The sequence below is a fragment of the Variovorax sucrosi genome, assembly GCF_051216635.1.
Lineage (GTDB): Bacteria > Pseudomonadota > Gammaproteobacteria > Burkholderiales > Burkholderiaceae_C > Variovorax.
Window position 1 is genome coordinate 86972 of the sequence record NZ_JBPJZU010000011.1, and the last position, 22310, is coordinate 109281.

15 protein-coding genes and 1 tRNA gene are annotated in these 22310 nt (G+C 63.4%); 8 read left to right on the forward strand and 8 right to left on the reverse strand.

What is annotated here, in order from left to right:
* Window positions 1-49 precede the first annotated feature (49 nt).
* From ACSFBE_RS21005 to ACSFBE_RS21015, 3 genes are read right to left on the reverse strand one after another with little or no spacing between them, the layout of a single operon-like run.
* Window positions 50-1471 carry an efflux transporter outer membrane subunit gene (locus tag ACSFBE_RS21005; protein WP_435492352.1) on the reverse strand — a complete coding sequence of 474 codons (1422 nt, stop codon included), beginning with the start codon at window positions 1469-1471 and terminating at the stop codon, window positions 50-52.
* On the reverse strand, window positions 1464-4619 hold the full coding sequence (locus ACSFBE_RS21010; protein WP_435492353.1) for an efflux RND transporter permease subunit: 3156 nt from the start codon (window positions 4617-4619) through the stop codon (window positions 1464-1466). The genes ACSFBE_RS21005 and ACSFBE_RS21010 overlap by 8 nt, the downstream gene beginning before the upstream one ends.
* Window positions 4620-4632: 13 nt before the next feature.
* Window positions 4633-5916, reverse strand: a complete 1284-nt coding sequence (locus tag ACSFBE_RS21015; protein WP_435492354.1) for an efflux RND transporter periplasmic adaptor subunit — start codon at window positions 5914-5916, stop codon at window positions 4633-4635.
* Window positions 5917-6082: 166 nt separating this feature from the next.
* On the opposite strand from ACSFBE_RS21015, the gene ACSFBE_RS21020 reads away from it, so the two are divergent.
* From ACSFBE_RS21020 to ACSFBE_RS21045, 6 genes are all read left to right on the forward strand, one after another.
* Complete coding sequence (locus ACSFBE_RS21020) at window positions 6083-6751, forward strand: TetR family transcriptional regulator (RefSeq protein ID WP_435492355.1); 669 nt, start codon at window positions 6083-6085, stop codon at window positions 6749-6751.
* A gap of 42 nt (window positions 6752-6793) precedes the next feature.
* A tRNA-Arg gene (locus ACSFBE_RS21025) sits at window positions 6794-6868 on the forward strand.
* Window positions 6869-7259: 391 nt separating this feature from the next.
* The gene (locus tag ACSFBE_RS21030) at window positions 7260-8813 is read left to right on the forward strand and encodes a class I SAM-dependent DNA methyltransferase (RefSeq protein WP_435492356.1); all 1554 of its coding nucleotides are present in this window, start codon (window positions 7260-7262) and stop codon (window positions 8811-8813) included.
* On the forward strand, window positions 8803-9966 hold the full coding sequence (locus ACSFBE_RS21035; RefSeq protein WP_435492357.1) for a restriction endonuclease subunit S: 1164 nt from the start codon (window positions 8803-8805) through the stop codon (window positions 9964-9966). The genes ACSFBE_RS21030 and ACSFBE_RS21035 overlap by 11 nt, the downstream gene beginning before the upstream one ends.
* A 10-nt stretch (window positions 9967-9976) precedes the next feature.
* Window positions 9977-13162: a type I restriction endonuclease subunit R gene (locus ACSFBE_RS21040; RefSeq protein ID WP_435492358.1), complete on the forward strand. Its 3186-nt coding sequence runs from the start codon at window positions 9977-9979 to the stop codon at window positions 13160-13162.
* A gap of 19 nt (window positions 13163-13181) precedes the next feature.
* Window positions 13182-13625, forward strand: a complete 444-nt coding sequence (locus ACSFBE_RS21045) for a GIY-YIG nuclease family protein (protein WP_435492359.1) — start codon at window positions 13182-13184, stop codon at window positions 13623-13625.
* 6 nt (window positions 13626-13631) lie between these two features.
* On the opposite strand, the gene ACSFBE_RS21050 is transcribed toward ACSFBE_RS21045, so the two are convergent.
* Together ACSFBE_RS21050 and ACSFBE_RS21055 are read right to left on the reverse strand one after the other, a co-directional pair.
* Window positions 13632-14246: a hypothetical protein gene (locus ACSFBE_RS21050; RefSeq protein WP_435492360.1), complete on the reverse strand. Its 615-nt coding sequence runs from the start codon at window positions 14244-14246 to the stop codon at window positions 13632-13634.
* A gap of 4 nt (window positions 14247-14250) precedes the next feature.
* Window positions 14251-15390, reverse strand: coding sequence for a helix-turn-helix domain-containing protein (locus ACSFBE_RS21055; protein WP_435492361.1), 1140 nt, complete (start codon window positions 15388-15390; stop codon window positions 14251-14253).
* 621 nt (window positions 15391-16011) lie between these two features.
* Here ACSFBE_RS21055 and ACSFBE_RS21060 point away from each other — a divergent pair.
* Both ACSFBE_RS21060 and ACSFBE_RS21065 read left to right on the forward strand, forming a co-directional pair.
* Window positions 16012-18207 (forward strand): AAA family ATPase, encoded by a 2196-nt coding sequence (locus ACSFBE_RS21060; RefSeq protein WP_435492362.1) that lies wholly within the window; start codon window positions 16012-16014, stop codon window positions 18205-18207.
* Entirely contained in the window at window positions 18204-19154 is a 951-nt protein-coding gene (locus ACSFBE_RS21065) for an HNH endonuclease family protein (RefSeq protein ID WP_435492363.1), read from the forward strand. Before ACSFBE_RS21060 ends, ACSFBE_RS21065 begins: the two co-directional genes overlap by 4 nt.
* A gap of 268 nt (window positions 19155-19422) precedes the next feature.
* Here ACSFBE_RS21065 and ACSFBE_RS21070 read toward each other — a convergent pair whose 3' ends face one another.
* The 3 genes from ACSFBE_RS21070 to ACSFBE_RS21080 form a co-directional block, all read right to left on the reverse strand.
* Complete coding sequence (locus ACSFBE_RS21070) at window positions 19423-19704, reverse strand: hypothetical protein (RefSeq protein WP_435492364.1); 282 nt, start codon at window positions 19702-19704, stop codon at window positions 19423-19425.
* A 267-nt stretch (window positions 19705-19971) separates the two neighbouring features.
* Window positions 19972-20325 carry a hypothetical protein gene (locus tag ACSFBE_RS21075; protein WP_435492365.1) on the reverse strand — a complete coding sequence of 118 codons (354 nt, stop codon included), beginning with the start codon at window positions 20323-20325 and terminating at the stop codon, window positions 19972-19974.
* A 714-nt stretch (window positions 20326-21039) separates the two neighbouring features.
* Complete coding sequence (locus ACSFBE_RS21080; RefSeq protein ID WP_435492366.1) at window positions 21040-22245, reverse strand: tyrosine-type recombinase/integrase; 1206 nt, start codon at window positions 22243-22245, stop codon at window positions 21040-21042.
* Between the last annotated feature and the right edge of the window lie 65 nt (window positions 22246-22310).

Genomic DNA, 22310 nt, shown 5'->3' on the forward strand with positions numbered 1-22310 from the left:
GATTATAGGGAGCCGCCCCGGCCGTCGGACCGGGGCGGTGCGATCCCGATCAGCGGCTGGTCCAGCCGCCGCCCAGCGCCCTGTACAGCAGCACCTGGTTCTGCAACTGCAGCAGGCGCGTCTGCACCGCCGCCTGTTGCGCGGCGAACAGCGAGCGCTGCGCGTCGAGCAGGTCGAGCGCGCTGGCGATGCCGTTGCGGTAGCGCAGGTCCGACAGCTTGAAGCGCACGCCCTCGGCATCGGCCTGCGCGCGCAGGGCACGCACCTGTTCGCCCAGCGTGGCGCGCCCGGCGAGCGCGTCGGCGACTTCGCTGAACGCCGTCTGGATCGATTTCTCGTACTGCGCCACCGCGATCTGCTGGCCGGCGCGTGCCGAGTCGAGCGTGGCCTGGTTCGCGCCCGCATTGAAGATCGGCAAGGTGATCGACGGTGCGAAGGACCACGCCTTGGTGCCCTTGTCGAACAGGTTGGAGAACTCGCTGCTGGCCGTCCCGACGCTGGTGGTAAGCGAGATCCGCGGGAAGAAGTTCGCCCGGGCCGCACCGATGCTGGCATTGGCCGCGATCAGTTGCTGTTCGGCCGCGCGGATGTCCGGGCGCTCGATCAGCAGGTCCGACGGCAGGCCGGCCGGCAGGTCGCGCATCGGTGCCGCGGCGTCGAGCCGCAGGGCACCGCCCGCCAGCGCTTGGGCGGGCACCGGCGCACCGAGCAGCAGCGCCAGCGCGTTCTCGTCCTGGGCGCGCAGCCGCTGCTGCTGTGCATAGGTGGCGCGCGCGTTCTCGGCCTGCGAGTTGGCCAGTTGGTAGTCGATCTCCGACACCACGCCGTTCTCGAAACGCAGCTTGGTCAGCCGCACCGATTCTTCGCGCGTGCCGAGCGTCTGGCGCGTGAGTTCGAGCAGCTCGTCGTCGGCGATGAGCGTGAGCCAGCCGTTGGCGACCGCGGCGATCAGGCTGATCTGGGCCGCCTTGCGCGACTCTTCGGTCGACAGGTACTGCGCCAGGGCCTGTTCCTTCAGGCTTCCGATGCGGCCGAAGAAGTCGAGCTCCCAGGCGGTGATGCCGAGGTTGACCGAATAGTTCGAGCTCACGCTGCCGCCCACGCCAAAGGCCTGGAGCGCGTTCGGGCTGGAGCGCGAGCCGCTGGCCGACACGCCGACCGCCGGGAACAGGGCCGAGCGCTGGATCTGGAACTGCGCGCGCGCCTGCTCGATGTTGAGCACCGACACCCGCAGGTCGCGGTTGTTGGCCAGCGCCGTCTGGATCAATCCCTGCAGGCGCGGGTCGGCGAAGTAGTCCTGCCACGGCACCGTGGCCGCGGCCGGGCCGGCCGGCTGCGCGGGGTCGCTGGGGAAGGTCGTCGGCACCGGGGCCGTCGGCCGCTCGTAGATCGGGATGAGCGAGCAGCCGGCCAGCAAGGCAGCCACAGCCACCACGCTCAGGGTGCCGCGAAAGTTGAATCGCTTAGTCATGGGTAGGCTCGATTCCTGCGGCCGCGGCGTGGCGCCGGTCCGCCTCCAGCTGACGCTTGCTGCCCTTGAACAAGGTGCGCACGACAACGAAAAACACAGGCACGAAGAACACGGCCAGGACCGTGCCGGTGATCATGCCGCCAATGACGCCGGTGCCGATGGCGCGCTGGCTCGCAGAGCCGGCGCCCGAGGCGGTCACCAGCGGAACCACGCCGAGGCCGAAGGCCAGCGAGGTCATGATGATCGGCCGGAAGCGCAGGTGCGCGGCTTCGAGCGCGGCCTGCACCACGCCCTTGCCCTGCGCCTGCAGGTCCTTCGCGAACTCGATGATCAGAATCGCGTTCTTCGCCGACAGGCCGATGATGGTGATCAGGCCGACCTGGAAGTAGACGTCGTTCGAGTACGAGCGCAGCATCGTCGCCAGCACCACCCCGAGCACGCCGAGCGGCACCACCAGCACCACCGACAGCGGGATCGACCAGCTTTCGTACAACGCCGCCAGGCACAGGAACACCGCCAGGATGGCGAAGCCGTAGAGGATGATGGCCTGCGAGCCCGCGAGCTTTTCCTCACGCGACTGGCCGGTCCATTCGAAGCCGAAGCCTGCCGGCAGCTGCGCCGCCAGTTTCTCCATCTCGGCCATGGCGTCGCCCGAGCTCGAGCCCGGTGCCGCGGAGCCGCTGATACGTACCGCCGGGTAGCCGTTGTAGCGCACCGTCTGCTGCGCGCCGTTGGCCCAGCGCGTGGACGCGAAGGTCGACAGCGGCACCGGGTTGCCCTGCGTGTTGGTCGCGTTGAGCTTGAGCAGGTCGTCGGGCTGCATGCGCGCCGGCGCGTCGGCCTGCACCACCACCCGCTGCAGGCGGCCCTGGTTCGGGAAGTCGTTGATGTAGCTCGAACCCAACGCGGTCGACAGCGTGGTGTTGATCGCATCGAAGGTCACGCCCAGCGCACTCGCCTTGTCGCGGTCGATGTCAATCTGCAGCTGCGGCGCGTCTTCCAGACCGTCCGGTCGGACCTGCGCGAGCAGCTTGCTCTTGCTGGCCATGCCCAGCATCTGGTTGCGCGCGTTGATCAGCGCTTCGTGGCCGGCACCGCTGCGATCCTGCAACCGGAAGGTGAAGCCGCTGGCGTTGCCCAGCTCGGGAATCGGTGGCGGACTCAGCGGGTAGATGAACGCATCGCGCACGCCCGACAGCGCACCGAAGGCGCGGCCTGCCAAGGAATCGGCCGACTGGCCGGCGTCCTTGCGCTCTTCCCAGTCCTTGAGCGTCACGAAGGCGAGGCCGGAGTTCTGCCCCTGACCCGAGAAGCTGAAACCCAGCACGCCCACCATGCTCTGCACTTCGGGTTGCTTGAGCATGAAGCCCTCGACCTGTTGCATCACCGACAGCGTGCGCTCCTGCGTCGCGCCCGGCGGCAGTTGAACGTTCACGATGATGTTGCCCTGGTCTTCCTGCGGCAGGAACGAAGTCGGCAAGCCGCGGAACAGCACCACCACCGCGCCGACGATGGCCACGTAGATGATCAGGTAACGCGCAGCGCGCTTGAGCAGTCGCGCCACCACGCCTTCGTAGCCCTTGGCGGTGCGCGAGAAGCTGCGGTTGAACCAGCCGAAGAAGCCCTTCTTCTCATGGTGGCCGTCTTCCACCGGCTTGAGCAGCGTCGCGCAGAGGGCAGGCGTGAGCGACAGCGCCATGAAGGCCGAGAAGGCGATGGACGTCACCATCACCGCCGAGAATTGGCGGTAGATGTTGCCGGTCGAGCCGGCGAAGAAGGCCAGCGGCACGAACACCGAGATCAGCACCACGGTCACGCCGATGATGGCGCCCGAGATCTGCTGCATCGCCTTGCGGGTCGCCTCGAGCGGACCCAGGCGCTCCTCGGTCATGATGCGTTCGACGTTCTCGACCACCACGATGGCATCGTCCACCACGATGCCGATCACCAGCACCATGCCGAACATGGTGAGCACGTTGATCGAGAAACCCAGCGCGGAAAGAACCGCGAAGGTGCCCAGCAACGCGATCGGCACCACGATGGTCGGGATGATCGTGTAGCGCCAGTTCTGCAGGAACAGGAACATCACGACGAACACCAGCGCGACGGCCTCGAACAGCGTCTTGACCACTTCGGTGATGGAGATGCTCACGAAGCGCGAGCTGTCGTAGGGAATGCTCCACTTCACGCCCTTGGGGAAGAACTTGGACAGCTCCTCCATCTTGGTGCGGACGGCCTTGGCGGACTCCAGCGCATTGCCGCTGGGCGCGAGCTGCACGCCCACGCCGACGGCCGGCTGGCCGTTCAGGCGGGCCGAGGTGGCGTAGCTCTGGCCACCGAGTTCGATGCGTGCCACGTCCTTGAGCCGCACGGCCGAGCCATCGGTGTTGGCGCGCAGCACGATGTTGCCGAACTGGTCCACCGTGTTGAGCTGGCCCTTGACCACGACGGTGGCGGCAATGGCCTGGCCGGTGATGTTGGGCAGGTCGCCGATCGAGCCGGAAGACACCTGCGCGTTCTGCGCGCGGATGGCCGCGTTCACATCGCCCGGCGACAGGTTGAAGCCCTGCAGCTTGGCCGGGTCGACCCACACGCGCATCGCGCGTTCGGTGCCGAACAGCTGCGCCTGGCCGATGCCCGGCACACGCTGCAGTTCGGGCAGCACGTTGCGCGACGCATAGTCGCCCAGCGCCACCGGATCGATCGCAGGATCGTCCGAGGACAGGATGGTGAACAGCAGGAAGTTGTTGCGCGACTTGTCGACGCGCACGCCCTGCTGCGTCACCGACGCCGGCAGACGCGGCGTGGCGCGTGCCAAGCGGTTCTGCACGTCGACCTGCGCCAGGTCGGGGTTGGTGCCGGTCTCGAAGGTCACGGTGATCGTGCCGGTGCCGTCGGCTTGCGCCACCGACTCCATGTAGATCAGGCCCTGCGCACCGTTCATCTCGCGCTCGATGACCGACAGCACGCTGTCCTCCAGGGTCTGCGCGGACGCGCCCGGGTAGGCCGTGTTGATGACGATGGCCGGCGGTGCGACCGGCGGGTATTGCGAGATTGGCAGCTGCGTGATCGACACGGCGCCCATCACGATGACGAACAGCGCGATCACCCACGCGAAGATGGGGCGATCGATGAAGAATTTGGCCATGCGGGCGGGCTCCTTACTGCTTGGCGGCCGAGGCCGGTGCGGCAGGCGCCGAAGCGGCAGAGGCCGGTGCAGCCGGCGCTGCAGCCGAGGCGCTCGGCGGCGTCCATGGCACCGCCTTCACCGGCGTGCCCGGCGGCAGCATCTGCAGCTTCTGGAAGCCGTCGACCATCACCTGCTCGCCGGCTTTGAGGCCGTCCATCACCACCCACTGGTTGTTCTTGGCGGTGCCGACCTTCACGGTGCGCTTGCTCAGCTTGCCGTCGGCGCCGACCACGGTGACCGTGTCGCCCTGCTGCGTGCGCGTCACGGCCTGCTGCGGCAGCGTGATGGCGTTGCTCACCTGGGCTTGTTCGATGCGCACGCGCACGTACAGGCCGGGCAGCAGTTCGCCCTTGGGATTGGGCAGCTCGGCGCGCAGCGTGACCTGGCCGGTGGTCGCGTCGACCGTGAGGTCGGAGAACAGCAGCTTGCCCGGCGTCGGGTATTCGCCGCCGCCTTCGAGCACCACGCGCACGCTGGCGGCGTCGGCACCGTCGGCGCGCTTGAACTGGCCGTCGGCCATGGCCCGGCGCAGCTTCAGCACGTCGTTGGCCGACTGGGTGAAGTTCACGTACAGCGGATTGATCTGCTGGACCACCGCCAGCGCGGTGGTTTCGCCCTGCCCCACCAGCGCGCCTTCGGTGACGAGCGCGCGACCGATGCGGCCCGAGATCGGCGCGGTCACCGCGGCGTAGCCCAGGTTGATGTTGGCGGTGGTCACCGAGGCGCGGGCCACGCCCACATCGGCTTCCGCGGACTTCTGCGACGCCACGGCATTCGCATACTCCTGCTTGCTCACGGCGTTGGCCTCGACCAGCGGCTTGTAGCGGTCGGCCAGCGCCTTGGCCTGCACCGCATTCGCCTCGGCACGTGCCAGGCTGGCCTGCGCGCTGCGCGACGCTGCGGCATACGGTGCCGAATCGATACGGAACAGCGGCTGGCCGGCCTTCACGTCGCTGCCTTCGCGGAACAGCCGCTCCTGCAGGATGCCGGCGGCACGGGCGCGAACCTCGGCCACGCGGGAGGCCTCGAGCCGGCCGGGCAGTTCGGTCACCAGGCCGACGTCGGTCGGCGTCGCGACCACCACGCCCACTTCCGGCGGCGGCGGCGCGGCACCACCGGGCGCGCCCCCTGCGGCGGCGGGCTCCTTGCCCTTGCCGCACGCCGTCAGCGCAACCGCGGCCAGCACCGCCATACCGGCGGCCGCCAGGCGCCACGAAGACAACGAACGACGTGAAGAGACATGCAATTGCGGCATGTGATTCCTTTGAAGCAGAAAAGGGGACGACGAAAGACGACGTGCGACGGCCTTGATCACCGTCAAGGCCTGGCGGTCAGCTGGGTCATCGAAGGCGACTAGTTTACATACATTCGTGCATGTATAGTCCAGGACATCGACAACAGATCGGATTGCAGGAGACAAATTGGCTCGCCACACCAAGGAAGAAGCCCTTGCCACACGCCATCGGCTGCTGGACGCGGCGGAGGTGCTGTTCCAGGCCCAAGGCGTTTCCCAGACCTCGCTGCAGCAGATCGCCGAACAGGCGGGTGCGACGCGGGGCGCGGTGTACTGGCACTTCAAGGACAAGGCCGACCTCTTCAACGCGATGATGGACCGGGTCACGCTGCCGCTCGAAGCCGCGGTCCAGGCGTCCAGCCAGGCCGGCGAGCACGACCCGCTGCGCGAGGTCGAGCGCGTGCTCATCGCCGCACTCAAGACCGTGACCACCGACCTGCAGGTGCGGCGGGTCTTCGATGTCGCCACCCACAAGGTCGAATACACCCACGACATGGCGTCGGTGCAACGGCGCCACCTGACCATGCGCAACGCCTGCGTGACCGACTTCGAACGCGCATTGCGCCTGGCCGCGCGCACGCGGCACCTGCGCCTGGCCATTCCCGCGCCATCCGCCGCGCAAGGGTTGCACGCCCTGATCAGCGGCCTGATCCAGAACTGGCTGCTCGACCCCGAAGCCTTCGACCTCGTGCAGGTCGGACGCCGCGCTTTCGGTGTGTATGTGAGCGGCCTGGGCTTCGCGCAATCACCGCTCCCGCCGGCCCCGGCCAGTGCGCCGTGCGCCCTGCCTGCGTGATGGGAGATAATCGCTGGCTCGCGGACCGATCCGCGAGATTTTCTCGCTGTATTTCAACGGATAGAATTCGGCCCTCCGAAGGCTGAGATCCAGGTTCGATTCCTGGCGGCGGGACCAAATTTGAGGCCGGAAGCATGCAAGTGCTTCCGGCTTTTTTCATTTTTCCCTCGACAGTCCGCTGCGTTCTGTCTGTCGTTGTCCATGAAAGTATGGATGAATCCGGGGGCACATGGGGGCACAACTGGGGGCATGAGTTTCCGGTTTGGGGGCACACCGCTGTGGCTTGGCGTTGGAGTCTGACGGATTCGGACAACGCAAGGCGAACGCGCTCAGGGCCCTCAGGCGTGGATACCAGCGATGGATACCACGTGGCACCCGGCCGGTTCGTAGCTTGGGCATCGGGGTCCCCACGTCTTCGGAGTTCTCGAGCTTCAGGCGCGCCGGCGTCGGCTGTGCGGAGAACTCATCGCGACGGACTGTCGCACGGTGAACTACATTCCCTGGCGACATGAATCAAGACATCAAGAAAGCCCTCTGGGCCACCGCCGACAAGCTGCGCGCCAACATGGACGCCGCCGAATACAAGCACCTTGTGCTCGGCCTCATCTTCGTCAAGTACATCTCGGATACCTTCGCCGCCCGCCGCGCTGAACTTGCGCGTCGTTTCGCCGACCCGACCGACGCCTATCACCTGCCCGAGAGCACCGACGAGGTCATCGCCGCCGAGCTCGAAGACCGCGACTACTACAAGGAGGTCAATGTCTTCTGGGTGCCCGAAGCCGCCCGTTGGGAAGCCCTGCGCGCCGCCGCGAAGCAGCCCGACATCGGCAAACGCATCGATGACGCCCTGTCGCTCATTGAGGTTGAGAACCCCAAGCTGAAGGGCATCCTCGACAAGCGCTTCGCGCGTGCCCAGTTGCCCGATGGCAAGCTCGGCGAACTGGTCGACCTGGTGTCCACCATCGGCTTCGGTGTGGACGCGGCCGAGGCCCGCGACGTGCTCGGGCAGGTCTACGAATACTTCCTCGGCATGTTCGCCAGCGCCGAGGGCAAGCGGGGCGGGCAGTTCTACACACCGCGCAGCATTGTCAAGACCCTGGTCGCCGTGCTCGCGCCACACCACGGCAAGGTCTACGACCCCTGCTGTGGCTCCGGCGGCATGTTCGTACAGAGCGAGCAGTTCATCGAGGCCCACGGTGGCAAGCTGGGCGACGTGTCGATCTACGGCCAAGAGGCCAACCCGACCACCTGGCGCCTTGCCGCCATGAACCTGGCCATCCGCGGCATCGAGTTCAACCTCGGGCGCGAACCGGCCGACACCTTCGTGCGCGACCAGCACCCCGATCTGCGGGCCGACTTCATCTTAGCCAACCCGCCTTTCAACATCAGTGACTGGTGGCACGCCAGCCTGACGGGCGATGCGCGCTGGCAGTATGGCGACCCGCCGCAAGGCAATGCTAACTACGCCTGGCTACAGCACATGCTGTACCACCTCAAGCCCAGCGGCCGGGCCGGCATCGTGCTGGCCAACGGCTCGATGAGTTCGAGCCAGAACAGCGAAGGCGAGATCCGTCGCGTCATGGTCGACGCCGACGTGGTCGAGGTCATGGTGGCACTCCCCGGTCAGCTCTTCTTCAACACCCAGATTCCGGCCTGCCTGTGGTTCCTGGTCAAGGAGAAGCGTACACGTCAGGGCGAGGTGCTCTTCATCGACGCCCGCAAGCTCGCCACCATGATCAGCCGCGTGCAGTGCGAACTGACCGACGAAGTCATCGACCGCATCGGCGCTACTGTCGCTGCTTGGCGAGGCGAGGCCGGAGCTGGCGAGTACCAGGACATCGCGGGCTACTGCCGCAGTGTGAAGCTGGCCGAGATTGCCGACCACGGGCACGTACTGACGCCGGGGCGGTACGTCGGCGCGGAAGAGGTCGAAGACAACGACGAGGACTTCGCAGACAAGATGCAGAAGCTCACCGAGAAGCTGGGCGAGCAGATGGCCAAGGCGGGGGAACTCGACCAACTGATTCGGCAGAAGCTGGGGGCGCTGGGGTATGAGTTCTGAATGGTTTGAGACCACCATTGGGGAGCAGGCGACCCTTCAACGCGGCTTCGACATTACAAAGGCTGCACAACGAGCTGGTTCGGTGCCAGTAGTCTCATCCGCCGGCATCAGTAGTCGACATGACACTGCGATGGTGAAGGGGCCTGGTGTCGTATTGGGCCGAAAAGGTGTTGTCGGTAGCGTTCATTACATTAGCGAGGACTACTGGCCCCATGACACGACGCTCTGGGTTAAGAACTTCCACGGCAATGACGAGTTGTTCGTCTATTATTTCTTTCTTGCCCATGCACGAGATCTGAGCGCACTCGACGTGGGGTCCGCAAATCCAACGCTAAATCGAAATCACGTCCACCCCATCCCAACAAGGTGGCCCCCCTTGCGTGAGCAGATAGAGGTCGGTGGATTTCTTGGCACCCTCGACGACCGCATCGCCCTCTTGCGTGAAACCAACACCACCCTCGAAGCCATCGCGCAGGCGCTGTTCAAGTCGTGGTTCGTCGATTTCGATCCGGTCCGTGCGAAGCAGCAGGGCATTGCCCTGGCAGGCATGGACGAAGCCACTGCGGCGCTGTTTCCGAACAGCTTTGAGGAGTCGGAGTTGGGGTTGGTGCCACAGGGGTGGACGGTCGGGACGCTGCAGGACCTCCTTGTGCTGCAACGTGGCTTTGATTTGCCGTCTCAAAATCGGATTCCGGGTGCCTATCCGATCATTGCTGCAAGCGGGCCAAGTGGTACGCACGTCGTGCCCATGGCAAAAGGTCCTGGGGTTGTGACTGGCAGATCCGGCCTATTGGGACGAGTCTTTCTTGAGTTGGAGGACCATTGGCCACTCAACACCACGCTGTGGGTCAAGGACTTTCGGGCTGCGACGCCGTGCTATGCCTACGAGGTGCTGAGGCGTTTGGACTTCGGTGCGTTCAATGCCGGTTCTGCTGTGCCAACGTTGAACCGCAACCATGTGCATAGCCTGAAATACTTGATCCCTTCGAGGAGCTGTGTGGTCGCCTACGAGGCTCTCGCCATTCAATTCCACCAAAAGGTTAGGCTGAATCTAAAACAAGCCGATACGCTTTCCATCCTCCGTGAAACCTTGCTTCCCCGCCTGATTTCCGGCCAACTGCGCATCCTCGACGCAGAGGCCCCCATCCAGTAGGACCGCCGCGATGACCGAAAACCAGCTCGAACAAGAAGCCATCGGCTGGTTCACCGACGTGGGCTACACCCACCTCCACGGCCCCGACATCGCGCCCGATGGCAACGATCCCGAACGCAGCAACTACCGCCACGTCCTGCTGGTCGAGCGCCTTCGCCGCGCCATCGCCAGCCTGAACCCGACCACCCCACCCTCCGCCCGCGACGACGCCCTCAAGCAGGTGCTCGACCTCGGCATCCCGTCGCTGCTTGCCGCCAACCGCCGCTTCCACCAACTGCTGATCGCTGGCGTACCGGTCGAGTACCAGAAGAACGGCGAAACCCGCGGCGACTTTGTCCGCCTGATCGACTGGGCCGAGCCGGTCCACAACGAGTGGCTCGCCGTCAGCCAGTTCTCGATCAAGGGACCGCACCACACCCGCCGCCCCGACATCCTGTTGTTCGTCAACGGCCTGCCGCTGGTGCTGCTGGAGCTCAAGAACCCCGCCGACCAGAACGCCGACATCTGGCGCGCCTACGATCAGATCCAAACGTACAGGGAGCAGATCCCGGACCTGTTCCAGTACAACGAGGTACTGGTCATCTCCGATGGCACCGAAGCACGGATGGGGTCGCTGTCGGCCGACCGCGAACGCTTCATGGCCTGGCGCACTATCGATGGCGTCACGCTCGACCCGCTGGGTCAGTTCAACGAACTGCAGACGCTCGTGCGCGGGGTGCTGGCCCCGGCCTACCTGCTCGACTACCTGCGCTTCTTCGTGCTGTTCGAGGACGATGGCGGTCTGGTCAAGAAGATCGCCGGCTACCACCAGTTCCACGCCGTGCGTGCCGCCATCGCGCAGGTTGTGGCCGCCTCCCGCCCCGAGGGCCCTGCCGTGACCAAGGGCAAGGGCGGCGTCGTCTGGCACACCCAGGGCAGCGGTAAGAGCATCACCATGACCTGCTTTGCGGCGCGTGTGATGCAGGAGCCCGCGATGGAGAACCCCACCATCGTGGTCATCACCGACCGCAACGACCTCGACGGCCAGTTGTTCGGTGTCTTCTCCCTCGCGCAGGACCTGCTGCGGGAGCAGCCGGTGCAGGCAGTGACCCGCCAGGACCTGCGCGCCAAGCTCGGCAACCGGCCCTCGGGCGGCATCGTCTTCGCCACCATCCAGAAGTTCATGCCAGGCGAGGACGAGGACAGCTTCCCGCTGCTCTCCGACCGCCACAACATCGTCGTGCTGGCCGACGAAGCCCACCGCACCCAGTACGGCTTCGAGGCCAAGCTCAAGACCGTCAAGCAACGAGCGGGCGCTGCGTCGCCCACCGTGCTGACCACCGGCTCGGGCGAGCCCGCCGCGCACGGTGTGGCCTTCGCGCCGCCGCCCTCTACCGTCGAGCGATACCAGGTCGGCTACGCCCAGCACCTGCGGGACGCACTGCCCAACGCCACCTTCGTGGCCTTCACCGGCACGCCGGTCTCCAGTGAAGACCGCGACACCCGCACGGTGTTCGGCGACTACATCCACGTCTACGACATGCAGCAGGCGCGCGAAGATGGCGCCACCGTGGCCATCTACTATGAGTCGCGCCTGGCCAAGCTGGGGCTCAAGGACGAGCTGGCCGACATCGACGCCGAGGTCGACGAGCTCGCCGAGGATGAGGAAGACAGCGAGCAGGCCAAACTCAAGAGCCGCTGGGCCGCGCTGGAGAAGGTGGTGGGTGCCGAGCCCCGCATCGCCAGCGTGGCGGCTGACCTGGTGGCTCACTTCGAGGAACGCGGCAAGGCCCAGACCGGCAAGGCCATGGTGGTCGCCATGAGCCGCGACATCTGCGTTCACCTGTACAACGAGATCATCAAGCTGCGCCCCGACTGGCACGACCCGGATCCCGAAAAAGGCGCGATCAAGATCGTGATGACCGGCTCGGCCAGCGACAAGGCGCTGCTGCGGCCCCACATCTACAGCGCCCAGATCAAGAAACGGCTGGAGAAGCGATTTAAGGACCCCGCCGACCCGTTACGCATGGTGATCGTGCGCGACATGTGGCTGACCGGCTTTGACGCTCCCTGCGTCCACACCCTGTACATCGACAAGCCGATGAAGGGCCACAACCTGATGCAGGCCATCGCGCGGGTCAACCGCGTGTTCCGCGACAAGCAGGGCGGCCTGGTGGTCGACTACATCGGCATTGCCAACGAGCTCAAGTCCGCGTTGAAGGAGTACACGGCCAGCAACGGCCGCGGCCGGCCCACGGTTGACGCTCATGAGGCCTACAGCGTGCTGGCCGAGAAGCTCGACATCCTGCGCGCGATGCTGCACGGTTTCGACTACAGCAACTTCATGACCGGCGGCCACAAGGCATTGGCGGGTGCCGCCGACCATGTGCTTGGGATCAAGGACGGCAAGAAGCGATTCGCCGATACAGCCCTTGCGATGAGCCAGGCGTTCACGCTGTGCTGCACGTTGGACGAAGCCAAGGCGGTACGCGAGGAGGTCGCGTTCTTCCAGGGCGTCAAGGTGGTTCTGACCAAGCGCGAGCTGACCCAGAAGCGCCGCACCGACGAGGAGCGGGAACTCGCCATCCGGCAGATCATCAGCTCGGCAGTGGTATCCGACCAGGTGGTCGACGTGTTCGACGCTGTGGGGCTCGAGAAGCCCAACATCGGCATCCTCGACGACGCCTTCCTCGCCGAGGTGCGCAACCTGCCAGAGCGCAACCTGGCGGTCGAGTTGTTGGAGCGCCTGCTGGAGGGCGAGATCAAGAGCCGTTTCGCTGGCAACGTGGTGCAGGACAAGAAGTTCTCCGACATGTTGGCCGATGTGGTGCAGCGCTACCAAAACCGTTCCATCGAAGCCGCGCAGGTGATGGAAGAGCTGATCCAGATGGCGAAAAAGTTTCGCGAGGCTGCAAGCCGAGGCGAGGCACTTGGGCTCTCCGAGGACGAGGTGCGCTTCTACGACGCCTTGGCAAACGATGAGTCGGCCGTGCGCGAACTGGCCGACGAAACGCTCAGAAAGATCGCCGGCGAGTTAGCGGCCAGTTTGCGTGCGAACTTGACCGTCGACTGGTCAGCGCGGGAGAGCGTACAGGCCAAGCTACGGCTGATGGTGAAGCGCATCCTGCGCAAGTACAAATACCCACCGGATCAGCAGGATGGGGCAGTGGAATTGGTGCTGATGCAGGCGAAGGCGTTGGCAGAGGACTGGGCATAGAGAGCCAGGGAATGACGAAATGTTTGCATTCGTCTATGTAGCGCATGAGCCCTCGAAGGGGCGGATAAAGATTGGCTACTCAGAGAATCTGCCTGGACGCCTTTACGCCGTTCGTGGTTGGCTGAAGTTCGACTTCTTGACGAGCCGTTGCCTCCGGCTATCTTCAGTAGGTGCCGCGCGCCGTTTGGAGAGTGAGTTGAAAGTGGCCTTTTCGTCATGGAAGGTGTGTTGTGATCCCAGCGAGCAATTCGCCGAGGGCTCAGGTGAGCTCTACGACGATGAGTGCATCTATGGGGTGCTCTCTTTCCTTGCCGCGAAGCGCGACTCGTTCTATGAGGGTCGTTCGCTCGAAGCCATCCCGATTGAGTGGCGGTGCCCACCCGACGAAGGCCCGCGCGCCTGTGCTTACTATCGGCCGAGAGGGATGCTCACCCCTTGGGAACTCAGGCGGCGCGGCTACTAGGAACGTTCAGCGCTTCGGTCCGAACACCTTGGCCAGCACCGTGTGCCGGGCCTCGCGCCAAGTGGCTGTGAGGTCGCCATTGACCTCCAACGCCTCGTAAATCTCGCGCACCAGTGCGTCACTAGCCACCTTGGCAGTGCGCAGCTTGGCCAGCAGTTCGAATCCGTGCCAAACCGTAATACCGAACTCCTGAGCCAGGGTGTGCATGCCCAGGTCGTCGGTCACCACGATGGCTGGGCGCACTTGGCCGAAGGCAAGCACACGGCAGTCGGTGGGACCGGGTGGCGAGCCGCCGCCCGCTAGGTAGCGATCCACGTCTAGCTGCACCCAGTCGTACAGGAAGCGGTTGGTACTGTCGATCAACTCGCGTTCGTCAGCGCTCAGGCGCATACGTTTAGCAAAGCGTTCTTGGACCAGCGCCGGGTCGGCGTCGAACCACGGGAAGTGGTAGCGCAGCCGGCCGCTGGCGTGCACTTCGTCTTCTACGTCGGGCAGGATGGTGAGCACGTAGCCCTTCTGACCGAATGGCCTGCCAAGTAGCGGGCGAATGCGTTTTGCCAGGCGCAGGTAGGCGTTGGTATCCAGCAGCACCAGCGTGGCGATTTCCGGTGCAACCGCCATGCGCTCAGGCGCGCGTCAGCGTTTGGTGCAGCGCGGTGGCGTCGGACATCGGAATGTCTAGCAGCTGCTGCACATAGCCTGGGCCGGTGCCGTGGGTGTGCAGCAGGCGACGCAAGGCGTTGAAGAAGTCGCTGCCGAAGACGTTGTGCGCCGCGGCGACGTAGGCCGCAGGTTCGGGCGGCAGCGGGTCGAACAACAGCGCACTGACCAACGCGCCCCGCTGATAGTTACGCACGGCATGAATGTCAGTCTTTTCGTTTAGTTCCAGCGTCGGCAGGCCCATGGCTTTGGCGTGAGCCTGGGCTTGGCAGTAGACGGTGAAGAGCGAGATCTGGTGTGCCTGGGCATGTCGCTGCAACGCGGCGATGGCACCGGCTTTACGCGGAGCGCCTGCCGCTTCGCGGTAAGCAACGGCGGCCAGGGGTTGCGGAAAGAGCAGCGCGCCGGCAAATGCGTCAGCAAAGTCTTCGCCCGCATCGGAGCCAGCTAGATCGGGCGTGTACACGTGGGCGAGCTCGTGTGCCATCCAGAACTTGAAATCCTCGATATAGGTGTCGAGGTTCAGGTAAATGAACGTCACGTGCAGCGCAGGCAGCAGGATGTGAAGCGCGTTGCCGTGATGCTGCTGGGCGCCCCACAACACAGGCACTAAGAAGGCGTCGTTGGCAGCGAATTCGCCAATGAGCGTGCCGTAGTCCAGCACCGCCTGCTGACCCAGGCCCAACTTGTCGCGGGTCTGGGCAACGGTTCGCTGCAGGTCGGTATAGGCAGCTGACGGCTGAGCGATGGCCGTGCGCAACGCGCGCAATGGCTGTAGGTGCGGGACGAGTGGCCCCAACAGTGCGCCCATAGCCTGGGCCTTAGCTATGTGGGCCTCAGTGGTCTTGGTGGCGGCACGGCGGCGGAATGCCACCACTGGCTGATTGACAGCACGTTCGGGCGAAGCAGCCACCAGTTGGTCGAGACGCAGTCGCAGAGTTGTGGCCAGCTTCAGCAACTTATCGGGCCGCGGAAAGTCTGCGCCCTTGAGCCAGTTCGTCACCGATTGGGCAGACACACCCACAGAAGCTGCTAGCTCCTTCTGCGACCATCCCTTGCCTCTAAGGGCGAGCTTGACGCTGTCGGCATTCAGGGTGTTATGCATCGGAGGGGATTGTGCCTTGAAAGCCTCCTCGAATCAACTTTCATCAACTTTCGCCTTGTTTTCAGGAGTGGGGAGATGCGGATCGGGTGCCCGCAAAGTGCACTTACCGACCCACTAACCGGCACGACGTAGTCGCGGGTTGCCACGCGCAGAGGGCGCTTGGCGTCGATACCAGGCGGCGAAATTTGGAAACCGCGCGGTCAAAGCAGCCAGGGTCGACCCACTTCCAGGCGATCAACCCCTGGCCCTGCGGAAGGCGCTGCGAGTCCTGCGCGGCCGGGACCCACTGCTGGACAAGTTGCTCGACAGTGGTGAGCCCGTGACGCGAGGAGGTATACCTAGGCGCGAACTACTGCGGAGATGCGCCGCATCCGCTACCAGCCGAGCTCGAGGCCCAATTGCCGGAGCCGCTTCGAATCTGGTCGGCTTATCAAGTCGATGCGTCGCTTCTTTTTGGCAATGAGCCGCCAAATGCGATGGAGAAGAAGGTGCTTCGACTGGACGAGAGGCCGCCTCACGTGGAAAACGGGTCGAACCTTGGATCCGCCGCCGAGGGCGACGGCGCTATTTCATTGGAGGGCCCGCCATAATGTTGACCCAAAGTTAAAAGGGTCGAGCAGGATGAAAAAGTGCGAAAAAAGCAAGGCGTTTGCACCGGCGTTCCTGAAGAGTAGCAGGGTGCAAGAAGCGCGCACGCGCTTGCGCCAACACTACGCACTTCCCGATGAACTGCGAGAGGTCAAGCGAGCCCCCGTCGACATCGAGTTGCTCAACAACCCGGAGGTCAACTCGTCATTGCGAGAGCTTTTCCACGATTCATGCGCCTTTTGCGAGAACCCAGCTTCTCGTTTTCGAAGCGCGGACGTGATTGATCACTTTCGCCCGTTGTCAAGCGCTGACGACGGAAAGGGCGCGACGAGCAACGATCACTACGGATGGTTTGCCTATGACTGGGAGAACCTACTTCTGGTTTGCCCCGCCTGCCAATCTTCAAAGCGCAATTTGTTTCCGACCCAACGCGCAAGGGCGCCAGTCCTCGGAACTTGGGAGGAAGCGGGGCGTTCGGAAGGGCCTATGCTTTTGGACCCGTGCGTTGATGAACCGTTGCGTCATCTTTGCATTTGGCGCGAAGGAGTCTTCGTCGCTCGCACCGAACGCGGGGACGCCACCATAGAAATCGTCGAGCTAAATCGAAAAACACTTGTGGAGGAACGCGCTGAACTGGTGGGCAGAATCATCGGTTCATTCCGACTTTTCATCGGCGGCGGCAATGGCGAAGATCTCAGACGCTTTGCGCGAGGAGCAGGTGAAAGACGGCCTGGAGCATGTTTACTAGTTTTGCGGACGATCTGTGATCTGCTTCCCGCGGGAGCCACCCTGGCGGGCAGGGGTAGAGGAAGCGCAAAGGCGTTTCGCCAGCATTTTGAATCGCTCTTGGCAACGCTGGACCTTTCGACATGGCAATCGGCGCTCACCCGGTATATGACCCTCGACGCTGGCGCATTGAAAAGGATCCTACGGCGCCCGACATTTGACGTCGTCCATCCACTCCTGTCGCAGCGAAGCGCAGCAGCGCGAGTGAGGCGTATAGCAATCCACGACTTCAAAGGCATCGAACTGCTGGAGCTGGAGGTGCCAACCGGCTCCAGACACTCGACGGGGTCCATGATGCTCTTGGGCGAGAACTCCACGGGCAAGAGTAGTGTGTTGCAGGCCATATACCTCGCGTTAGCCACCCCCGCACAGCGTCGCGGGCTGCGATTAGACGTTGAGGACTTTGTGAGCCGTGAGCGACATGGCTGGAAGATGGTGAACGAAAAACCAGCGCGAGTGGTCCTCGAACTCGACTCGGGCCAGTTGGTCAAGCTGGAAATCGATGTTAATTCGGGCGTTGAGCGCAACAGCGGGGACTTGGGTGTGTTGGTTTTGGCATACGGAGCACACCGGGTTTTTCGACGCGGACGATTGAGCGGCTCTGCCCAAGCAAGTCGAACTCTCTTTGACTCCTTGGCTCCGATCCCGGATCCCACACAGTGGCTCCGCGAGGCTAATGACGACGAATTCAAAGCCGTTGCGCGCGCATTGAACGAAGTGCTTGCTCTCAAAGCGGACGATCACATCAGCCGGGATGACGAGGGAAACGTGCAAGTTAAAGCGCACGGGCGCACCACGCCTATTGAACGCATGAGCGACGGCTATCGATCTCTGTTTTCTATGGCAGTTGATGTCATGAGAAGGATGGTCGAGCGCTGGGGTAATCTGGAAGAAGCCAGAGGCGTCGTACTCATCGACGAAGTTGAAACTCATCTCCACCCACGCTGGAAGATGCTAGTCATGTCGGCGTTGCGGCGGTCGATGCCTCAGGTCCAATTCATCGTCACAACTCATGATCCTTTGTGTTTGCGGGGAATGGTGGACGGTGAAGTGCAAGTTCTGGTGCGGAACGAATACGACGGAATTGAATCTCTTACGAATTTACCCAACGTCCAAGGCATGCGAGCGGAACAACTGCTGACTTCAGAGTATTTCGGTCTTGCCAGTACGACCGATCCTGAGATTGAGTTGCTCCTCGAAGAGTACGTTAGGGCTGCGACGACGAGTGTCGATGGTGAAGCTGCTTCGAAGAAGCTACTCGATACTCTCGCCCAACGTATTTCGCAAACGACTTTGCTTGGTGATGATCCGGCACAGCAGATCCTTGCAGAAGCCACTGCGCGGTATCTATCGATTCGCGCATCGTCGCCGTTGAAAACCGCTGCGGCGCGCGAGGACGCGGTACGCGCTGTACTTGACGTCCTCGACGGGAGCATTGCATGAGGCGGGTCGATCGCAAGGCGATTGCTTGCCCGAGTTCCTTGATCGACTCCCATTCTGATGCCGCTCGAGAGCAACTAGAGGCCCGTGCACACTATGGAAGAGCGCCGGAGCCGAAGGCGGCCTACAAGTTCGAAGCGTACAAGGCCGAGGATGTCCGCACGGCGCTTACGTCACTTTTCCATGGCAAATGTGCGTACTGCGAGAGCTTCTATCGCGGAACGCAGCAGATGGATGTCGAACATTACCGTCCCAAAGGAAGACTGCCAGGGGAGAAGCATCGGGGCTACTGGTGGCTGGCGCTGTGCTGGGAGAACCTCTTGCCGAGCTGTACCGATTGCAATCGTGCGCGTATGCAGCGTCTGGTTTCTCTCGCGGAAGACGGCTCCGTCAGCTACATGCAAAACGTCGCTGGTAAGCGAAGCTGCTTTCCCATTGCTGGCCCGAAGCGCGCTGAGTCGCAGGCTGATGATGAAAATCTCGAACATCCGATCCTGCTTGACCCCACGCGGGATGATCCCAAGAAGCACATTCGATGGGTCGTAGAGCACCTTGAGTTTCCCTTGGTCGCCTCCGTCCTGGAGGGTACGAAAGAGGATCGTCGTGGTCGGGTGAGCATTGACGTCTATGGGCTAAATCGAGATGGCCTAGTGGGAAGTCGGGCGATGCTTACACAGCAGATCGCATTGGAAATCACCCACATCCGAGAACTCCTCGAGACTACGCTGGATCTACCTGAGGAAGGACGTGCCAAGATTTTGAATTTGGCGATCAAGCAGATCGGGCGCCTCAAGCGCCATGAGCGTGCAAAGGGCGTTTACTCAGCGCTGGCGGCCTCTTTTATCCAGCAGGAATTAGGAAAATTGCGCGGAGAGTTCTCGCGACTTCTGTGCGCCCTCCCTCAAAGTGACAGTGATGCCTCCGACGAGGCCGCGATCAAGGAGGCGTGACACGGCACGATTGGCCGTACTGGGCAACTTACCGCAGGACAGCGCCCACCAAGTAAGTCGCAGAATTGGTGGGCGGGCCTGATGAAGGCTCGTGGACCGCAGGCCCCTTTGGAGGGGTGTGTGTCGATGGTACTTCTAGATGGTGTCCGTTTGCCGGGACAAGCGAGCAGCCCGAAAGGCTCGGACAGTCCCGACAGGCAGGACAGAGAAAGCATGCGCTGTCCCGCCGGGCGGTTCAGCTAAGCGCTCTCCTGTCCCGCCATTCGGGTTAAGGATCGCGTTTTTTAGGGCGCCACCATTTGTACGCAGAGCGCCGGAAAAGGAGCGCCGCGCCTTCATCGAAACCCCTGAGCCTTTCCAGAGGCTTCCATGTCACGGCATACCAACTGGCCCGGTTGGGACGGTGCCCCTTGACGGTCTCATACAACAAGCCGTGATCGATCAGCTCATTCTTGGCTCTTGTCAGCGTGTCATTCGAACTCCAGCCCAGCGGCTTCATGTGAGCTCTGGAACACAGCAGCGCGCCATTGTTGTCGCCACGGACCTGCATCGAAATGTCCAGCAGTAGGGCCCGAGCCGCCAGGGACAAGTCCCTGAACGCCTCGGACGCAAGCACTGCGAACGGCAGGGCAACGAAGCCTCCGCCATCTCGCGAGTCCGCGGCGAACTTCTTGGATCTCGCCACCCCTATGGTGCGAGAGCGGCCTTGGCGACGGTATCGCTGCCGGCGCGTGGTGGGGGCGTGGCATTGTCAAGTGTCGCTCCTGCGATTCCGTCAGGATCGTGCTGGTGAAACCAGTTCAGAACCTTGGCGCGATCATCGGGCGAAAGCGAGTATTGACCAGGCATGCAGCGTCGCCCGTCGCGGTCGGGCATGCACACCCGCTTGCACATGATCTCCACAGACAGGCCCTTGCGAATGTCCGCGATAAGGTCGGGGCCATTTGCGCAGCCAGCGATGTGATCCAATTTTGTGCGAAACAGCGGCGCCCTCAAGAGCGCCTTCAGCGCGCGGATTCGCATCCAAACGGAACTCGGCGACGGGCAGTTCGTCGTGCCGTTCGCCAGTAGCCGTTTTGAGCAACGCCACCGCCTTCATCGCAGTGGCGATGGACGCAATTGCGAAGGAGGGCGTGCCTGGCTTGGGGGAGGGGTGAGAATTGTTCAGCATCACACCTTCCTTAATGGCTGTCACGCCATTGCAGCCACTCATCGCGGTCACCGACCACGCAGCGCGTGGACAGGCGCCGCAACTTCGGCATGTCGTCGCGCGTGGCGAGCCAGTGATAGAGCGTCGAATTGGCGATGCCCAGAAGGCGGGCGATTTGCGAAGGCGCAGCGATTTCGCGGTTGCGGTTGACTGCGCGATGGTTGCTTGCCGGATTTGATCGGCATGACTGTGGGTGGTCTTCAAAATGAAGGCCTTTCTTCGTGGGTTGGAAGGCACCCGACCACCCGACTGGCGACGCGAATCCAAGCTGGACCGCGCGGCCGGTTTCACCTAAGCTCGTGCCACCTGGAGAAGGTGGGCATCAGAATCTCTGGTTCGGGTGCTCGAGTCGGCGTCGCTGCGATCACGGTTCAGGTGGCCGCAGCGACGACCTCTCACAGAGCTTCGCGAGGTGCGATGAGCTCTGCTGGAATCGAGTGTCGAGGATGCAGCAACGATCAACAAGTGGTCCCGTACCCTTCTTGAATCTTGTGCAAATTCAAAGCGGAACCACCCCAATCACGATCTGTTGGCCGGTCAACAGAACGTGTGAAATGGCGATGCCAAGAAAAGTTTTCGGCCTTTGTAGCGGCCGCACAACATTGGGGGTCCTTGGGGATGACCGGTGCTTGGCGTAGCGATTTTTGGATGAGAAGTTGAGCGAATACGCTCGGCTCATGCCTTGCGCCTGCGCAGCGCCAATACCTTGCCGCCCTTGCGGCCGTCGAGGTAGTCAGCCCACCATTGCATGAGCTTTTCGCGGTCTTGCAAATAAGTCGAGCGGTTGTACGCAGCGCGCACCTGATTGCGCTCCACATGAGCGAGCTGGCGCTCAATCACGTCGGGGTCCCAGCCCGCTTCATTGGCGACGGTCGAAAACAGCGAGCGGAATCCATGCGCGGTGGCCGTGCCCTTGTAGCCCATGCGCGCGAGCGCGCTGTTGATGGTGTTCTCGCTGAGCGGCTTGCTGGGATAGAACGGGCTCGGAAAGACCAGCTCTCGGTCAGCGCTCAACGGCTGCATCGCCTTGAGCACCTCGACGGCCTGCAACGACAAGGGGACTAGGTGCTCCGAGCGCATCTTCATGCGCTCGGCCGGGATGCGCCAAAGCGCAGCCTCGAGGTCGAACTCGGTCCAACGCGCGCCGCGCACTTCGCCTGGGCGCACCGCGGTCAGCATCAACAGGCGCAGAGCGTGCAGGGTGTGGGGGTCACCGTCGTAGGCGGCCAGCTTTTCGAAGAACGTTGGTAGTTCGCGCTCAGCGAGCGCGGGACGGTGCTGCACTCGGCGAGCCTTGAGGATCTCCGACGGCACCAGGTCGAGCATGGGGTTGTGCTCGATGCGCCCGTTGGTCACGGCATAGCGGAAAGCGCTTTTGATTCGCTGCAGGACCCGCGCCGCCATCTCGCCGGCGCCGCGCTTTTCAATCTTCCTCACCGCATCCATCACATCGCGTGCCGTGATGCTGGCCATCGGTCGGCTGCCGAGGGTCGGGAAGATGTCGGCCTCGAGCGAGGCCGTGGCGCGCCCGAGCGTCACCGCTTCCCAGCGACCGGCTTGGTGCCCGAGCCAGTCACGCGCGACGGCTTCGAAGGTGTTGGCCGTCTCGTGCACTGCCCTCGCCTTGGCAGTCTTGCGCAACGCTCCGGGGTCCTCGCCACGCTCAAGCGCCTGCTTGGCGGTAGCGCACTTGTCGCGGGCGTCCTTCAATCCGACCTCGGGGTACACGCCCAGTGCCAGGCGCTTCTCCCTGCCGGCGAAGCGGTATTTGAGGCGCCAGTAGCGCCCGCCGGCGGCGGTCACCTCGAGATAGAGGCCGCGCCCGTCGGCGTGCTTGCCGGTCTGGTTCAGGTTGCGCAGCTTGGCGTCGGTCAGTTTCATGGCATCCTTGTCCGGGTGGGGGCACATTTGGGGGCACATTTTGCCTCCGTCCCAACGACATCGAG

Excerpts from the sequence above, each read along its gene's own strand:
- ACSFBE_RS21030 (WP_435492356.1), top strand. The coding sequence starts at position 7,260 with ATGAATCAAGACATCAAGAAAGCCCTCTGGGCCACCGCCGACAAGCTG.
- ACSFBE_RS21055 (WP_435492361.1), bottom strand. The coding sequence starts at position 15,390 with ATGCATAACACCCTGAATGCCGACAGCGTCAAGCTCGCCCTTAGAGGC.
- ACSFBE_RS21060 (WP_435492362.1), top strand. The coding sequence starts at position 16,012 with ATGAAAAAGTGCGAAAAAAGCAAGGCGTTTGCACCGGCGTTCCTGAAG.
- ACSFBE_RS21005 (WP_435492352.1), bottom strand. The coding sequence starts at position 1,471 with ATGACTAAGCGATTCAACTTTCGCGGCACCCTGAGCGTGGTGGCTGTG.
- ACSFBE_RS21035 (WP_435492357.1), top strand. The coding sequence starts at position 8,803 with ATGAGTTCTGAATGGTTTGAGACCACCATTGGGGAGCAGGCGACCCTT.
- ACSFBE_RS21070 (WP_435492364.1), bottom strand. The coding sequence starts at position 19,704 with ATGCAGGTCCGTGGCGACAACAATGGCGCGCTGCTGTGTTCCAGAGCT.
- ACSFBE_RS21065 (WP_435492363.1), top strand. The coding sequence starts at position 18,204 with ATGAGGCGGGTCGATCGCAAGGCGATTGCTTGCCCGAGTTCCTTGATC.
- ACSFBE_RS21040 (WP_435492358.1), top strand. The coding sequence starts at position 9,977 with ATGACCGAAAACCAGCTCGAACAAGAAGCCATCGGCTGGTTCACCGAC.
- ACSFBE_RS21080 (WP_435492366.1), bottom strand. The coding sequence starts at position 22,245 with ATGAAACTGACCGACGCCAAGCTGCGCAACCTGAACCAGACCGGCAAG.
- ACSFBE_RS21045 (WP_435492359.1), top strand. The coding sequence starts at position 13,182 with ATGTTTGCATTCGTCTATGTAGCGCATGAGCCCTCGAAGGGGCGGATA.
- ACSFBE_RS21050 (WP_435492360.1), bottom strand. The coding sequence starts at position 14,246 with ATGGCGGTTGCACCGGAAATCGCCACGCTGGTGCTGCTGGATACCAAC.
- ACSFBE_RS21015 (WP_435492354.1), bottom strand. The coding sequence starts at position 5,916 with ATGCCGCAATTGCATGTCTCTTCACGTCGTTCGTTGTCTTCGTGGCGC.
- ACSFBE_RS21010 (WP_435492353.1), bottom strand. The coding sequence starts at position 4,619 with ATGGCCAAATTCTTCATCGATCGCCCCATCTTCGCGTGGGTGATCGCG.
- ACSFBE_RS21075 (WP_435492365.1), bottom strand. The coding sequence starts at position 20,325 with ATGCTGAACAATTCTCACCCCTCCCCCAAGCCAGGCACGCCCTCCTTC.